The following is a 15,965-nucleotide window of genomic DNA, read 5'->3' on the forward strand; positions in this document are numbered from 1 at the left end:
CCGGCAGCAGTCGGGGCCGGCCGCCACTTCGGAGGTGACCGTGTTCGACCAGATCAAGCTTTCTGCCTGGAGCGCAGGCCTGCGCAACAAGCTCTCCGTTCCGCTGCGCGTGGAACTGTGGAATGGCGAGCACATCGAGCTGTCCTCCGAAGTCCCGCGCGTCACCATCCGCGTGCCGGACAAATCGGCGCTGCGCTACCTCACCTCCCCTTCCCTGTACAAGCTCGGACGCGCCTACGTGGAAGGCGCGATCGAGGTGAAGGGCCGGGCCGCCGACATCATCGACGTCGGCAATGCCCTGGCCGCCTCCGGCGCCATGCCCGACAAGCCGCGCAGCCGCCTGGGCGGCTTCAAGATCGGCTCCCAGCACACACGCGAGAAGGACGCCGAGGCGATCCGCTACCACTACGACGTCTCCAACGAGTTCTACGCCGCCTGGCTCGACCCGAACATGGTGTATTCCTGCGCCTATTTCGAAAACGGCGACGAGGACCTGGCCACGGCGCAGACCAAGAAAGTCGACCACATCCTGCGCAAGCTCGGCGTGCAGCCGGGCCAGACCCTGCTCGACATCGGCTGCGGCTGGGGCGCGCTGGCGCTGCGCGCGGCCGGGCAGTTCGGCGCGCGCTGCGTGGGCATCACCCTGTCCGAGAACCAGGCGCGGCTGGCGCGCGAGCGTGTCCGCCAGGCCGGCCTGCAGGACCGCATCGAGATCCGGCTGCAGGACTACCGCGACGTCGAGGGCACGTTTGACCGCATCACCAGCGTCGGCATGTTCGAGCACGTGGGGGTGCAGCACCTGCCGGAATATTTTGCGCGCGTGTGCCGGCTGCTGGCGCCGGGGGGCGTGATCATGAACCACGGCATCACCACCACCAATGTCGACAATGGCGCCACACCCTATGGCGGCGGCCAGTTCATCGACGAATACGTGTTCCCGCACGGCGAGCTGGCTCATTTGTCGACGGTGATCCGGGCCATGCAGGAAGGCGGACTGGAAGTGCGCGACGTGGAAAACCTGCGCCGCCACTACGCGCGCACCTGCGCCATCTGGACCGAGAACTTCGAAGGGAATGCGGAAGCGATCCGCAAGCTGACAGATCCCAGGCGCTTCCGCATCTGGCACGTCTACCTGGCCGGCTGCGCCTACGCCTTCGCGCACGACCGCATCAGTCTCTACCAGATCGTATGCGGGAAGGCGGGAGGGAAACCGGGGGATATTCCCTGGTCGCGGCGGTATATGTACGTGTAGGACTCCGCGGGGGGCAGCACCGAAGCCGCAGCGCTATTTTAGCCGCCGTCCCATACCAACGTCGTCCCGGCGAAGGCCGGGAGTCGTTACCGGCTAGCGCTCAGGCCTTCAGCCGCTCCGCAAACGTCTTGCGAAACTTCTGCACCTTGGGCGCCACCACAAACGCGCAATACCCCTGCAGCGGATGCTGGGCAAAATAATTCTGGTGGTACCCCTCGGCCTTGTACCAGGTCTCCTGCGGCACGATCTGGGTCACGATGGGCGCATCCCACACCGCGGCCATCTCGGCCATCACCTGGCGCGCGGTCGCCTCCTGCTCGGGCGAGGTGAAGAAGATCGCCGACCGGTACTGCGTGCCGACGTCATTCCCCTGCCGGTCCGGCGTGGTCGGATCGTGGATCGTGAAGAAGATTTCCAGGATGTCGCGGTAGGAAATCACCGACGGGTCGAATTCCAGGCGCACCACTTCGGCATGGCCGGTCTGGCCGGTGCACACCTGCTCGTAGGTCGGATTCTGCACCTGGCCGCCCATGTAGCCCGATTCCACGCGGGTGACGCCGCGCACCTCGAGATAAACCGCTTCCAGGCACCAGAAGCAGCCGCCGCCCAGGATGGCGACCTCGGTTCCCGTTTGCTCGTTCATAGCTCACCTTTGCGCTTGACGTTATCGACAGCGCCTAATGTAACGCAAAGCCGCGGACCCTGCAGAGTGCCTCTCGCGCGCAACAGGCGGGGACTGCCGGCCTTACCCAAAACCATGGCTTGGGGCATTTTGTTGTCCCGAAACGGGCTTGCGCGGCAAGAGATGCCCCGGCAATGGCATAATGGCGCCAACATCCAAGGCTCCAATGAACACACGCTCTCCCCGCGCCACCGCGCGCGGCTTCGATTCGACGCATTTTCGTCACGCACTGTCGCAATTCGCAACCGGCGTCACCGTCATCACGACGCGCCTGGAAGACGGCAGTTTCCGTGGCCTGACCGCCAGCTCCTTCAATTCGGTCTCGCTGGAGCCGCCGCTCGTCCTGTGGAGCCTGGGCGCAGGCGCCAACAGCCTGCCCATCTTCAGCGGCAATTCCCACTACGTCATCAATGTGCTCTCGGCCGGCCAGGAAGAGCTGGCGATGCGTTTCTCGCGCCGCCGCGACAATCCCTTCGAAGGCGTCGAGTACGAGCTGTCGCGCACCGGCCAGCCTATCCTGAAGGGTGTGTCGGCCTGGTTCGAATGCCACAACCGCAGCCGCTATCCGGAAGGCGACCACGTCATCTTCGTGGGCGAGGTCGAGGAATGCCAGGTCCATCCCCAGCCTTCGCTAATCTTTCACGGCGGCAAATTCGGCGTCACGCCGCACCGCTGAGCCCTACCCGGCCGGGGTTGCCGGTCGGACAAATCTAAAAAATCCTGTCGCACTTTCAAAAGATGCGATCGCGCCGACTTCCCTATAATGGGCAGCTTAGGCGCGACTCATCCCGCATTCGACCAAGAAACCAGAGACAGGATTTTGCAATGAACCATTCCGATTCGCCCAAAAAAGCCAAGGCCCAATTTCACTGGGATGATCCGCTCCTCCTGAACAGCCAGCTGACCGACGACGAGCGCATGGTGCGCGACGCCGCCGCGGCCTACTGCCAGGACAAGCTGCAGCCGCGCGTCCTGGAAGCCTTCCGCCACGAGCAGATGGACACCTCGATCTTCCGCGAGATGGGCGAACTCGGCCTGCTCGGCCCGACGATTCCGGAACAGTACGGCGGCCCGGGCCTGAACTACGTGGCCTACGGCCTGATCGCGCGCGAAGTCGAGCGCGTCGACTCCGGCTACCGTTCGATGATGAGCGTGCAGTCCTCGCTGGTCATGGTGCCGATCTACGAGTTCGGCAACGAGGAAACCAAGCAGAAATACCTGCCCAAGCTGGCCACCGGCGAATGGATCGGCTGCTTCGGCCTGACCGAGCCGAACCACGGTTCCGACCCGGCCTCGATGGTCACCCGCGCCCGCAAGGTCGAGGGCGGCTACTCGCTGAGCGGCTCCAAGATGTGGATCACCAACTCGCCGGTCGCCGACGTGTTCGTGGTCTGGGCCAAGGACGACGAAGGCGCGATCCGCGGCTTCGTGCTGGAAAAGGGCTGGAAAGGCCTGTCGGCTCCGGCCATCCACGGCAAGTTCGGCCTGCGCGCCTCGATCACCGGCGAAATCGTCATGGACGAAGTGTTCTGCCCGGAAGAGAACGCCTTCCCGGAAGTGCGCGGCCTCAAGGGTCCGTTCACCTGCCTGAACTCGGCCCGCTACGGCATCGCCTGGGGCGCGCTGGGCGCGGCAGAAGCCTGCTGGCACACCGCGCGCCAATACACCATGGACCGCAAGCAGTTCGGCAAGCCGCTCGCGGCCAACCAGCTGGTGCAGAAGAAGCTGGCCGACATGCAGACCGAGATCACCCTCGGCCTGCAGGGCTGCCTGCGCCTGGGACGCATGAAGGACGAAGGCACTGCTGCCGTCGAGATCACCTCGATCATGAAGCGCAATTCCTGCGGCAAGTCGCTGGATATCGCCCGCGTCGCGCGCGACATGCTGGGCGGTAACGGTATCTCGGACGAGTTCGGCATCATCCGCCACATGGTCAACCTCGAGGTGGTCAACACCTACGAAGGCACGCACGACATCCACGCGCTGATCCTCGGACGCGCACAGACCGGCATCGCCGCGTTCTGATTTTCCCCCGGCGCAACCGGCTGCCGAGGCGGCCGGTTGTGACCGATCACCGTCTGCGGCGCCGGGCGCCGGATTGTTTTCACGATCCAGGTGCCACCATGATCCCGCACGACAAACAGCAAGAAATCCGCAGCCGCCTTCGCACGGCCGAGCAAGAGCACGAAGTCCGCGTCCTCCTGGCCGTCGAGTCGGGCAGCCGCGCCTGGGGCTTCGCTTCGCCCAACAGCGACTACGACGGGCGCTTCATCTATGTACACCGCCCGGACTGGTACCTGTCGGTCAGCCTGGAAGAACAGCGCGACGTCATCGAGTACCCGATCGTGGACGACATGGACGTCAATGGCTGGGACCTGCGCAAGGCCCTGCGCCTGTTCTGGAAATCCAATCCCGGCTTCGTCGAGTGGATCCAGTCGCCGCTGGTCTACGAGTCGGCCGGCAGCTTTCATGCGCGCGCACGCGAACTCCTGCCGCAGGTGTATTCCGTCGAGCGCGGCGTGCACCACTACCGCAGCATGGCCAAGACCAACTACCGGGGCTACCTCCAGGCGGACATGGTGCCGCTGAAGAAGTACTTCTACGTGTTGCGTCCCCTGCTGTCGGTACGCTGGCTGCTCGAGACACAGCGTCCGGCGCCGATCGAGTTCTCCCGGCTGCTGCCCACCATCGAGGGCGAACCGGGCCTGCGCGAGGCCATCGACGAGCTGCTCGAGCGCAAGCGCCGCTCGCCCGAGATGGGCCTGGCGCCCCAGGTCGCGCCCATCCAGCGCTTCATCGAAGTGGAGCTGGCGCGCCAGGAGTCGCTGCGGATCGACCGCGCGCACCGTGACGCCGTGGCGCCGCTGCTGTCGCAGCTGTTCCGCGACGTGCTGCGCGAAACCTGGGGCTGAGGGACCAGTCGGGGACGCGCCGGGAGACGCCTCAGATCTCCCACTGCAGCTGCACTGTAAGCGCCCTGGTGCTGCTGCGCTCCAGCGGCATCCGGTCATCGACATAGCCGGCCGAGATGGTCCGTCCGTGCTTCCAGCGGTAGCGGTACAGTACCGAACGGTGGACCTGGCGCTCGTTCCAGGCCGGCAGCCGGGTGATGCCGTCGTCGCGGCGTGCGGCCCAGGTGTTCTGGGCCAGCACGCGCAGGGAATCGCGCGGGCTGAAATGCAGCATCGCCAGCCAGCGCCAGGCGGTGTCCGTAAAGGCATCGTGGCCGAGCGTGCCCCGTACCCAGGCGCGGTTGACATGGTGGTCGAGTTCCAGCGCCCAACCCCGCCTGAGGGGAAAACGCAGGCCGACGTCGAGAATGACATTGCCGCCGCGCCCGACCCGGTCGGCATCCGCGTCGAGCTGGCGCCCGAGCGAGACTTCGGCGGCGAGCTTCGGCACCCATGCCGCCGGCACCGTCTCGAGGCCGACGTGCAGCGCCGGCGTGCGGTGCAGCCGCCCACCCTGCCGGGCGCGCTGGCGGTCGAGCCCAAGCTGGGTCCAGAAGCGCGTCTGCCCCGGCGCCGACAGCCAGAAGCCGGGACGGATCTTGCGCTCGACCACTTCGTTGCCGGGCTGCCCGCTGGCGCGGTCGCGCAGGGTGCGCATCTCGTGCAGGCCCAGATGGGCCTCGAATTCATGGAGCGCCAGCGCTTCCTGCCGGCCGAGGATCCGGTTGATGTCCAGGTCGAGCTTGGCGATGCCCGCTTGCGGCAGGAAGCCGTTGTCGTTCACGAAGCCGGGGCCGATCGCCTCGACCTCCGCTTCGTTCCACCAGTCGCCCGAGCTGTGCACGAACTTGCCCCACAGGTAGCCGCCATCGCGGGACGGCGTGCGCACCGGCGCCAGCGCCTCGTCGAAGCCGGCGCTGGTCCGCGAATGCATGGCCAGCAGCGCGGCTTGCCGCTGCGCGCCGCCGGCACTGGCACCGCGCCACTGGGCATCGAGGCCGAGCACGTCATTCCTGCCGAAGGCATGGTAGTCGCGCTGCGACACGAAGGCCCCCAGCAGCAATCCCTCGCCATGCCAGCGCGCGCGCCACAGGTTCGCCGTGGAACGGTGGGCTTGCTCGTATTCCAGGGTAGCGTAGGGACGGCCGCGCAGCACCAGCCCGCCGGGTTCGTCGCGCAGGCTCATCGCGGTGGCGTCCAGGTGCGCCGCACGCCAGGTGGCGCGCGCCCCCCACTTCGGATCGAACACGGTGCGCGAATAGAAGGCCGGCAGCGGCAGGCCGAGCACGTCGGAGCTTTCGAGGAAGAAGCCGCGCTTCTCCGGCAGGCTGAGGGCGATGTTGCTGGCGCCCGCGGACACCGGCTGGTCGACCTCGGTCTGCGAGTAATCGGGATGGAGGATGCCGTTGAATACCCAGTCGGCGCGCGGGCGGACGTTGACTTCCAGCCCGGCATCCAGGCGCAGGCCACGTTCGCGCCGGCCCTCCGTGCCGTCGCGCGCGGCGCGCAGCGTGAGTTCCGGACGGAGTTCGACGAAGCGGCGGTCGCGCACCGACTCCACCGTGCTGCCCATGCCCTCGATCTCGCGCAGCGAGACCAGGTAATTCAGCGCATCGGTCTTCAGGGGCGCGGTCAGCAGCAGCGTGCCGTCCGCATGCGGCACGCTGCGCTCGACCATCATCTGCCAGGTGCGGCCGCCGGCATACGGGAAGCGCAGGTTCGACAAGGGCCAGCGCACTTCCATGCTGTAGCCATCCGGCAGCAGCTTGACCGCCGCCTCGAGCGGGAAGTCCGGGCCCAGGTCGGATTCGTCATCGTCGGCCCGGTGTATGCCGTCGCTGACCACGCCCGCCGTGTTGATGCGCACGAACTGGGCGGCGCGTCCATGCCCGACCGGGTCGATCCAGAGGCCGATGAAATCCTGGTCCAGGTCGACCTTGTCGCGCCGCGCCAGCGAGCCGCGCAGCTTGGCGGCCGGCGTGTCCCAGGCGCGGACCGCGAACACCAGCGCGTGCTCGTCGATCAGGAGCTGCACCGTGGTGCGCAAGGCGGGCGGCAGCGGATGGCCGTCGCGCGGCTCGTGCTTGTGGAAGCTGTCGTAGACGGGAGCACGCTGCCAGGCCGGGTCATCCAGGACGCCATCGATGCGCGGCGCGTCGGCCTGGGCGATGCGTACTGCGCGCAGGCCGCCCTGCGTGGCCGGATCACCCTGCCCGTGCGCAGCGGGGGCAAGTACCGGCAGCGCGATGGCGAGCAACAGATGGGGGAGTAGTCGGGCTGAACAGGTATGCACGGATCAAGCGGGCCAAGACGAAGGAAAGAAGGCGGCTTCGGTCCAGGGGACCGCACAGTGCACCCTGATATTGCAATAGAAGCAATATTATAGCTTGAGCATTTGCTATCGCAATCAGGATGGCCCGCTTTCATGCAAAGAGCATGGAACTCCTGTTCAACGAACCCAACTGCTGCGCTCACCCGACATTTCTTAACAATTTTCAATCGCGTGCGTTGCATTGTCTGTCTTTTGAGCTACCATCGGTTATTCGTTCTCCATAACCCGGCTGTTTCAATTTTTCACTGTCCGCGACACATGATGAACGCTCTTTCGGCTCTGGATCAGACCGCTTCAGATAGTGCGCACTCACTGTCGCTCGAACTGCTGTTGAGTAATCTTCCCGGCGCCGCCTACCGTTGCCGCAACGACGGCGAGTGGACCATGGAGTTCATCAGCGACGGCATCGAGAAGCTCACCGGCTACACGGCCGCCGCCTTCATGGCCAAGCCCGGCCTGTCTTTCGCCAGCATCATCCATCCCGACGACCGCGCCGGGGTACAGCGCACCATCGCCGCCGCCCTCGCCGAGGACCGGCATTTCCAGCTGACCTACCGGATCCGCTGCGCCTGCGGCGCCGAAAAATGGATCTGCGAACAGGGTGCGCTCGGTCCGGACGGCGACGGCAGTTATCTGGAAGGCTTCATGACCGACTTCACGCGCATCAAGGAAGCGGACATGATGGTGATGGAACAGGCCTCCTTCCTGCAGCGGGCGCGCGATGCGATCATCGCCATCGACATGCATTCGCGCATCACCTACTGGAACCACGGCGCCGAGCGCCTGTACGGCTGGAGCGCGCACGAGGCGCGCGGCAAGCGCTTCTGCGAGCTGCTGTGCGACGACATGGCGGCCTACCAGAGCGCCTACGAACACACCCTGGGCGAAGGCGAATGGGCCGGCGAGCTGACCCACGTGCGCAGCGACGGCTCGCAGGTCGAAACCGACACCCGCTGGACCCTGCTGGCACCCGACGACGCCTTCGGCGCCAGCCAGAAGATCCTGGTGATTGGCACCGACATCAGCGAGCGCAAGCACAACGAAGCCAAGATCTTCCGCCTCGCCTTCTTCGACCCGCTGACCGACCTGCCGAACCGCGCCAACCTGCTCGACCACCTGCGCCGCGCCCTGCTCGGCAGCGCGCGTACGCGCAAGTGCGGGGCGCTGATGTTCTGCGACCTGGACAATTTCAAGTTCCTCAACGACACCCAGGGCCACGCGGCCGGCGACATGCTGCTGCAGGCGGTGGCGCGGCGCCTGGAGCACTGCGTGCGCGAAGCCGACATGGTGGCGCGCCTGGGTGGCGACGAATTCGTGATCCTGATCCAGCCGCTCGAAGACACGCGCGAAGCCGCGGCGGCCCAGGCCGAGACGGTGGCGGCCAAGGTGGTGGCGGCGATGGCCGCGCCCTTCCAGCTCGGCGAGCTGAACTACACGCTCTCGGTCAGCGTCGGCGTGGCCACCCTGTGCGGCACCACCGACACGGTGGAATCGACCCTGCGCCAGGCGGACGCGGCGATGTACCAGGCCAAGGCCTCGGGACGCAACACGTTCCGCTTCCACGATCCGGCCGTGCAGGCGGCCTGGTCGGCGCGGGCCCAGCTCGAGAACGGGCTGCGCCGGGCGCTGCGCAACAACGAATTCATGCTGCACTACCAGCCCCAGCTCGACCGGGCCGGCCACGTGATCGGGGCCGAAGCCCTGTTGCGCTGGCGCCTGCCGAACGGCAAGATCCTCTTCCCCGCCGAGTTCATCCGCGCCGCCGAGGAAAGCGGCCTGATCGTCGACATCGGCCGCTGGACCCTGCGCACCGCCTGCGCCGAGCTGGCGAGCTGGCAAAGCACGCCGGAGACAGCGGGGCTGACGATGTCGGTCAACGTCAGCGCGCGCCAGTTCACCGAGCCGGATTTCGTGCCGATGCTGCAGCGGATCTTCGAGCACACCGGGGTGCAGCCTTCGAGCCTGAAGCTGGAGCTGACCGAGAGCCTGGTGGTGAGCGACTTCACCCAGACCGCCCACACCATGGCCACGCTCAAGCGGCGCGGGCTGTCGTTCTCGCTGGACGATTTCGGCACCGGCTATTCCTCGCTGGCCTACCTGCGCAAGCTGCCGCTGGACCAGCTCAAGATCGACCACAGCTTCATGCGCGACGTGCTGACCGACCAGAACGACGCCTCGATCGTGCGCTCGATCATTGCGCTCGGGGACAGCCTGGGGCTGCAGGTGATTGCGGAAGGGGTGGAGACGCCGGGGCAGCGGCAGTTCCTGTCGGATGCGGGGTGCTATATCTACCAGGGGCACTTGTATCAGCAGGCGTTGAGTGCGGAGCAGTTTACGCAGTATGCGAGGAGTTTGCACTGAACGTGCTGTAACACTACGCATGCAAACTTGGGTTCCCGCCTTCGCGGGAATGACGGTCTCCAGGCCGGTGGCGATGTTACGAGCTACCACCACTTTTAGCACGTCATCCCCCCGAAGGCGGGAACCTAAGTTCGTCGATCAGCCCCGAAAATAAAAAAACCCGCCGAAGCGGGTTTTTCTTTAAGCACCTGCAGCGATCAGAACTTGTAACCCACCGCCAGCACCACCGACACCGGATCCAGCTTCATCGCCTGGGTCTGGCCCGTCGAGAAGCTGACATTGGTGCGCAGGCGCGCCTTGTTGACGGTGACGTCCGCGAACCAGCGTTCGTTGAAGTTCATCGCCACGCCAGCCTGCACGGTGTAGGTGAACTTGTTGTCGATGCTGAAGGTCGTCGGCGTGGTGCTGCCCGGGTTGGTGACCGCGGTCATCTTGAACGAGCCGCGCTCCTTCATGAAGTAAGCGTAGGTCGCGCCGACGCCCACGAAGGGACGGAAGGTCGCGCTCGGCTCGAAGAAGCGGTACTGCAGGAACAGGGTCGGCGGCAGCGCCTCGACCGTGCCCAGCTCGCCGGTGCCGGCGATCGCGCCCGCACCGAAGATCTTGTGCTTGTATGGGGTGCCCAGCGCCAGCTCGGTCGAGATGTTGTCGGTCAGGCCGTAGGCGAAGATCAGCACCGGCTGGGTGTCGCGGCCGACGTCGGCCTTGGTGCCCGGCAGGGCCGGCGCGCTGATGTCGCCGCTTTCGACCTTCGGGGTCAGCTGGTTGATGCCGAACTTGGCGGTCAGCTGGCCTTTCGACTGGGCCGACGCGGTCGAAGCGCATGCCAGCGCGGCAGCCACACCCAGCATCGTCACGACGCTCTTGAAACGTACTTTCATTTTTTCTCCTGGTTCTTGTGTGATGGCCCGCCCTCTTCCGGGACGGGCCTGCCGCAGCCTTACAGCCAGCCCTTCACGGCCATGTCCTTCAGGACGTAGCGTGCGATCAGGTTGTTCTCGAACGGGGTCGGGTGGACAGTGTCGGCAAACATGTAGTGGCTCACATCACCGCCCGAGGTATTGCTGGCGGTGCAGACCAGCGAGGTCGAGCCCAGCGCATTCGCGCCGCAGGCCGGAGTGCTGGTGTTGGTCAGGCCGTACGGGGCCGGGTTCTTCACCTGGTCGTTGCTGACCCAGTACAGGTCGACGTACAGGATGCGCGGATCGTCGGCGCCCAGGCCGTTCTTCAGCTGGGTGTTGAAGGCGTTGATCATCGCGGTCACCAGTTGCTGGATCTCGGCCGGGCGCGACTTGGCGGCCGGGGTGCTGGCGACGTCCGGCAGGTTGGCCACGACCACGTACTTCGCGCCCTTGCCGACCAGCTCGTTGCGCACCAGGGCGGCCATTTTCGCGCCTTCGACGCCGAGCTCGGTCACCATGCGGGTGGCGTTGGCGGTCGCGTAGTCGCCGGCGGCCTTGGTGCCGGCGGCGGTGCCGTCGGCCTGGGCCTTGACGACCATCGGACCGTACACGGCCTGCGAAGCGACAGCCGCATTGCCCGGCTGGATGGCGGCGGCCATGACGGCGGCCTGCACCACGCTGGCGTCGGTCTTCCCCGGGCGTGCGTTTTCGGTGGCGATCGCCGTGCCGATGGCCACGGCGGCGGTCTGCGGATTGGTGGCGCCTGCCGCCAGCTGCATGGTCAGCGAGGTGGCGAAAGCCTGCGCGCCGGCGGTGGTGCCCGCGGTCTGGATCGCGGCCATCTGCATCAGGACGTCGTTACCGCCGGACAAGACGGTCACCAGTTCGGTGCCGCTGAACTTGCCGCCGGTCTTGGCCAGGTGGTTGGCGATCTGGTTGGTCATCGGCAGGGTCATTTCGCCGATCGGCGAGCCGGTGGCCTTGTTGCCCGGGCCGACCGGGTTGCTCACGCGCGAGCCGCCCTGGGCGTAGTTGAAGCAATTCGCATGGTTCGTGATCGGCACGTTGAGACCCAGGCTCGCGTCGCCTTCGAGGCCGGTCTGGGCGGCGCAAGGCGCCGGCAGGCCCAGCTGGGCGGCCATGAAGTCAAGCCAGATCTTGCCGGTCAGCTCAGGATTGGTGCTGGTGCTGTCGCCGTTGATGGTGAACTTGCCGCCGCCTGCGGCCTTGACCGCGCCTACCGAGTACGTGCCCACGTCCGACAGGCTGTCGCCGAACGAGACTTGCTGGCTGAACGTGGTCTTCTGGGTTTGGTCGCCGCCGGCCGGGCTGCTACCGCCACAGGCCGCCAGCAACGCTGCCGACAACAAGGCAAGCGCGAGTTTGGTTTGACGCATTGTGTCTCCTAACGATGGTTATTATGAAACGAACGCCCGTGCTATTCGTATCACAACTAATATGCCAGTGTTCAGTTCGCTTGTATAGCGAAATTCTTGCAATTTCGTAATTTTTACAAGCCCGCACCACAGGCGTCGAAAGCGCAAAAAAGGGAGGGGATTATAGCGTTCTCGTCGGTAGCGAAAGAAGCTCTTTTTCGCACGCGTGTGCCGTCAAGACAAGGCGTATTGCGCCTTGTCTTTGAGGTGTTTGATATGGATCAGTTGGAGCTCAGGCGCCGGGCTGGCGGTTGAGCAGGCCGTGCACGATGCCGGTGGAGCCGTGGGCCGCGCGGCGCAGGCGGTCGTTCACGCCCAGCCACGAACCATTCGTCGGCGGGGCCTCGACCAGGATGACATCGGCGCCCTGCCCGTCCATGGCGCGCAGCGCCGCGTACAGTGCGTGGGCAAAGCCATCCGGCGTGGCCGGCAGGCGCAGCGCCGCGTGGGTCGCCGGCATGTCGGTGTAGTGGATCAGCGCCACCTTGCGGCCGGCCCGGGCCAGGTCCGCCAAGGTGATGCGCAAGGTCTCGCTGTCCTGCATCGCCACCGGAGTGTGCGGCGCGTAATGCGATTCCAGGGTGCCCGAGGCGCGCGGCGCGGCGGCGTCGGGCGCGGCCGGCAGCTGGTCGATCACGGCGGCGATCGCCTCGGCGCTGATGTGGCCGGGACGCAGCAGCACCGGGCCGTGGGTCTTCAAGCGCGACAGGTCGACGATGGTCGATTCGATGCCTACCTGGGAAGCGCCGCCGTCGAGCACCATGGCCACCGAGCCGTCGGCGCCGAATTCGTCGCGCACGTGCTGGGCCAGGGTCGGGCTGACATGGCCGAACTTGTTGGCCGACGGCGCCGCCACGCCGCCGCGGCCGCCCTTGAAGGCGCGCAGCAGCGCGATCGCCACCGGATGCGAAGGGCAACGCAGGCCGACCGTGTCCTGGCCGCCGCTGACGGCGTCCGGGATGTTGGCGGCGCGCTTGAGAATCATGGTCAGCGGGCCGGGCCAGAAGGCTTCAGCCAGGGCATGGGCTTCCTGCGGAATCTCGCTGGCCCAGTAGTGGAGCGGCGCGCCCGGCGCCAGGTGCACGATCACCGGGTGGTCTTGCGGGCGGCCCTTGGCGGCGTAGATGGCCGCCACGGCCGCCGGGTTCTCGGCATCCGCGCCGAGGCCGTACACGGTCTCGGTCGGGAAGGCGACCAGCGCGCCCTGCTCCAGGGCGCGCGCGGCCGCGTCGATCGCGCTGTGGTCGAGCTGCTGGTCCATCGTCACTCCGGAATGCCCAGGATGAGGCAAGCCTGGCGCAGGCTGTCCTGCGCCTGCGCCAGGGTCGGCGCGACGAAAGTCACGTGGCCCATCTTGCGGCCGCGGCGCGGATCGTCCTTGCCGTACAGGTGCAGGTTGGCGCCCGGCAGCGCCAGGACCTTGTCCCAGGCCGGCTCGCGCGCCTCAGTTGCGTCACCCGCGCTGTTCTCTTCGAACCAGACGTCGCCCAGGATGTTGAGCATCACGCTTGGGGAATGCTGGCGCACGTCGCCCAGCGGCAGGCGCGCCATCGCACGGACCTGCTGCGCGAACTGGCTGGTGACGCAGGCGTCGATGGTGTAGTGGCCGCTGTTGTGCGGACGCGGGGCCATCTCGTTGACCACCAGGCTGCCGTCGGCAAGCACGAAGAACTCGATGCACAGCACGCCTACATAGCCCAGCTGGGCGACGATGGCGCGCGCCGCGTCCTGGGCCTGCTGCGCGCAAGCCTCGGACACGTTCGGTCCCGGCACGGTGGTGGTGAACAGGATGCCGTCGCGGTGCACGTTCTCGGCGATCGGGTAGACCACCGACACGCCATCCGCGCCGCGCGCGGTCAGGACCGAGACTTCATAGGCCAGCGGCAGCATCTTCTCCAGCAGGCAGGTCACGCCTTTCAACTCGTCGAAAGCCGCGCGCACGTCCTCGCGCGAACGCACGCGGACCTGGCCCTTGCCGTCGTAGCCCATGCGCACCGTCTTGAGGATGCCCGGCAGCAGTTCGTCGCCGATGGCCTCGATGTCCGCGTGGGAGGCGATGGTCTTGTGCGGCGCCGGCATCACGCCGGAGGTCGGCGCGCACTCGACGAAGAAGCGTTTTTCCGCGATGCGGTCCTGGGCGATCGACACGCAGGAGGCGGCAGGCGCCACGAAGCTGCGCTCGCCCAGCCAGGCCATGCTGTCGGCCGGGACGTTCTCGAATTCGGTGGTGATGGCGACGCATTGCCGCGCCAGTTCGGCCAGGCCGGCGGCGTCGCTGTAGCCCGCGTTGATCAGGCGTTCGGCGACCTGCCCTGCCGGGCAGTCTTGCGCCGGCTCGAGCACGGCGACCTTGTAGCCCATCGCCTGCGCGGCGTGGGCGAACATGCGGCCAAGCTGGCCGCCGCCCATCACGCCGAGCCAGGCCGACGGATTGGCGGATGGGAGAAACGGATCGTTCATACTCAAGCGGGGAGAGTCATGGCCTGGGCCGCCGCGGTCTGCTCGGCGCGGAAGGCCAGCAGGCGCTGGGCCAATGCATCGTCGGTGGCGGCAAGCATCGCCACCGCGGTCAGGGCCGCGTTGGCGGCGCCGGCTTCGCCGATGGCGAAGGTCGACACCGGCACGCCTTTCGGCATCTGCACGATCGACAGCAGCGAATCTTCGCCGCGCAGGTACTTCGACGGCACCGGCACGCCGAGCACCGGCACGATGGTCTTGGCGGCCACCATGCCCGGCAGGTGGGCGGCGCCCCCTGCCCCGGCGATGATGGCGCGCAGGCCGCGTTCGCGCGCGGTCTCGGCATAGGTGAACATCTCGTCCGGCATGCGGTGCGCGGAGATCACCTGCGCCTCGAAGGGTACGCCGAACTGCTTCAGGACGTCCACGGCGTTCTTCATCACGTCCCAATCCGACGAGGAACCCATGATCACGCCGACCAGCGGCTTGTTCTGCTCACTCATCGTTCAGGCCTTCAGCTTCTCGCCGGTCAGGCGTTCGATGGCTTCGAAGTACTTGGCCTGGGTTTTCTCGATCACTTCCTGCGGCAGGGCCGGCGCCGGTGCGGTCTTCGGCCAGTCGGTCAGGGTTTCCAGGTAGTCGCGCACGAACTGCTTGTCGAAGGACGGCGGCGACATGCCCGGCGCGTAGGAATCGGCCGGCCAGAAGCGCGAGGAGTCGGCGGTCAGGACTTCGTCCATCAGGTGCAGGACGCCGTTCTCGTCCAGGCCGAATTCGAACTTGGTGTCGGCGATGATGATGCCGCGGGTGGCGGCGTACTCGGCGGCGGCGGTGTACAGCGCGATGCTGACGTCGCGCATTTTCGCGGCGAGTTCCTTGCCGATGCGGTTTTCCATCTCTTCGAAGGAGATGTTCTCGTCGTGCTCGCCGATGTCGGCCTTGGCGGCCGGGGTGAACAGCGGCTGGGGCAGCTTGTCGGCCTGGCGCAGGCCGGCCGGCAGCTGGATGCCGCAGATGGCGCCGCTTGCCTGATAGTCCTTCCAGCCGGAACCGATGATGTAGCCGCGCACGACGGCTTCCACCAGGATCGGCTTGAGGCGCTTGGCCACGACGGCGCGGCCGCGCACTTGTTCCACTTCGTTCGGGGCGACCACGGACTCCGGCGCCACGCCGGTCAGGTGGTTCGGCACGATGTGGCCGAGCTTCTCGAACCAGAAGTCGCTCATCTGGTTCAGCACCATGCCCTTGCCCGGGATCGGCTCGTTCATGACCACGTCGAAAGCCGACAGGCGGTCGGTGGTGACGATCAGGATCTTGTCGTCGCCGACGGCGTAGTTGTCGCGCACTTTGCCGCGGCCGAGCAGTGGCAGGGACTGGATAGTGGATTCGTAGAGGCTGTTCATAGAAGGGATATCAGGGAAACAGTGCCGGCGAATGGGGCGCCGGTTTGGGGGTGTTCAGGCCTGGAAGGCCTGCTGAATGCGTAATTTTACGTCAATTCGCATCTCGCCGCCGCCGACCGAAGGCCAGGGCATATACCTACCGCCGTCATCCCCGCGAAGGCGGGGATCCAAGTTTGCTTGCGTTGCGAT

13 protein-coding genes are annotated in these 15,965 nt (G+C 66.4%); 5 read left to right on the plus strand and 8 right to left on the minus strand.

The genetic code is table 11. The features are described from left to right. Positions 1–40: 40 nt before the first annotated feature. Positions 41–1,252, plus strand: coding sequence for a cyclopropane-fatty-acyl-phospholipid synthase family protein (locus KBW95_RS00265; protein WP_211523527.1), 1,212 nt, complete (start codon positions 41–43; stop codon positions 1,250–1,252). A gap of 100 nt (positions 1,253–1,352) precedes the next feature. On the opposite strand, the gene msrA is transcribed toward KBW95_RS00265, so the two are convergent. After that, positions 1,353–1,895, minus strand: coding sequence for a peptide-methionine (S)-S-oxide reductase MsrA (gene msrA, locus KBW95_RS00270; RefSeq protein ID WP_211523528.1), 543 nt, complete (start codon positions 1,893–1,895; stop codon positions 1,353–1,355). A gap of 205 nt (positions 1,896–2,100) precedes the next feature. On the opposite strand from msrA, the gene KBW95_RS00275 reads away from it, so the two are divergent. The 3 genes from KBW95_RS00275 to KBW95_RS00285 all read left to right on the plus strand — a co-directional run bounded on the left by KBW95_RS00275 (position 2,101) and on the right by KBW95_RS00285 (position 4,846). Then, the gene (locus KBW95_RS00275) at positions 2,101–2,610 is read left to right on the plus strand and encodes a flavin reductase family protein (protein ID WP_211523529.1); all 510 of its coding nucleotides are present in this window, start codon (positions 2,101–2,103) and stop codon (positions 2,608–2,610) included. 149 nt (positions 2,611–2,759) lie between these two features. Continuing rightward, positions 2,760–3,959, plus strand: a complete 1,200-nt coding sequence (locus KBW95_RS00280) for an acyl-CoA dehydrogenase (protein ID WP_211523530.1) — start codon at positions 2,760–2,762, stop codon at positions 3,957–3,959. Positions 3,960–4,057: 98 nt separating this feature from the next. Next, positions 4,058–4,846, plus strand: a complete 789-nt coding sequence (locus KBW95_RS00285) for a nucleotidyltransferase domain-containing protein (RefSeq protein WP_211527223.1) — start codon at positions 4,058–4,060, stop codon at positions 4,844–4,846. Between the two features lie 31 nt (positions 4,847–4,877). Here KBW95_RS00285 and KBW95_RS00290 read toward each other — a convergent pair whose 3' ends face one another. Then, positions 4,878–7,142, minus strand: coding sequence for a hypothetical protein (locus tag KBW95_RS00290; RefSeq protein WP_211527224.1), 2,265 nt, complete (start codon positions 7,140–7,142; stop codon positions 4,878–4,880). A gap of 405 nt (positions 7,143–7,547) precedes the next feature. Here KBW95_RS00290 and KBW95_RS24775 point away from each other — a divergent pair, with 405 nt between their 5' ends. Then, the gene (locus KBW95_RS24775) at positions 7,548–9,578 is read left to right on the plus strand and encodes a bifunctional diguanylate cyclase/phosphodiesterase (RefSeq protein ID WP_307727496.1); all 2,031 of its coding nucleotides are present in this window, start codon (positions 7,548–7,550) and stop codon (positions 9,576–9,578) included. A 197-nt stretch (positions 9,579–9,775) separates the two neighbouring features. Here the strand turns inward: KBW95_RS24775 and KBW95_RS00300 are convergent, their stop codons facing one another. From KBW95_RS00300 to KBW95_RS00325, 6 genes are all read right to left on the minus strand, one after another. Then, a complete protein-coding gene (locus KBW95_RS00300) occupies positions 9,776–10,459 on the minus strand; it encodes an OmpW family protein (RefSeq protein WP_211523533.1) in 684 nt (227 codons plus the stop codon). A 59-nt stretch (positions 10,460–10,518) separates the two neighbouring features. After that, positions 10,519–11,877 carry an SGNH/GDSL hydrolase family protein gene (locus tag KBW95_RS00305; RefSeq protein WP_211523534.1) on the minus strand — a complete coding sequence of 453 codons (1,359 nt, stop codon included), beginning with the start codon at positions 11,875–11,877 and terminating at the stop codon, positions 10,519–10,521. 271 nt (positions 11,878–12,148) lie between these two features. After that, positions 12,149–13,177, minus strand: coding sequence for an L-threonylcarbamoyladenylate synthase (locus KBW95_RS00310; RefSeq protein WP_211523535.1), 1,029 nt, complete (start codon positions 13,175–13,177; stop codon positions 12,149–12,151). A 2-nt stretch (positions 13,178–13,179) separates the two neighbouring features. Further along, positions 13,180–14,376, minus strand: coding sequence for a 5-(carboxyamino)imidazole ribonucleotide synthase (locus KBW95_RS00315; RefSeq protein ID WP_211527225.1), 1,197 nt, complete (start codon positions 14,374–14,376; stop codon positions 13,180–13,182). A 2-nt stretch (positions 14,377–14,378) separates the two neighbouring features. Continuing rightward, on the minus strand, positions 14,379–14,876 hold the full coding sequence (gene purE / locus KBW95_RS00320; RefSeq protein WP_211527226.1) for a 5-(carboxyamino)imidazole ribonucleotide mutase: 498 nt from the start codon (positions 14,874–14,876) through the stop codon (positions 14,379–14,381). Positions 14,877–14,879: 3 nt separating this feature from the next. After that, positions 14,880–15,776, minus strand: coding sequence for a phosphoribosylaminoimidazolesuccinocarboxamide synthase (locus tag KBW95_RS00325; protein ID WP_211527227.1), 897 nt, complete (start codon positions 15,774–15,776; stop codon positions 14,880–14,882). Positions 15,777–15,965 lie beyond the last annotated feature (189 nt).

It is taken from the genome of Massilia sp. ZL223, from assembly GCF_018119395.1.
Lineage (GTDB): Bacteria > Pseudomonadota > Gammaproteobacteria > Burkholderiales > Burkholderiaceae_D > Telluria.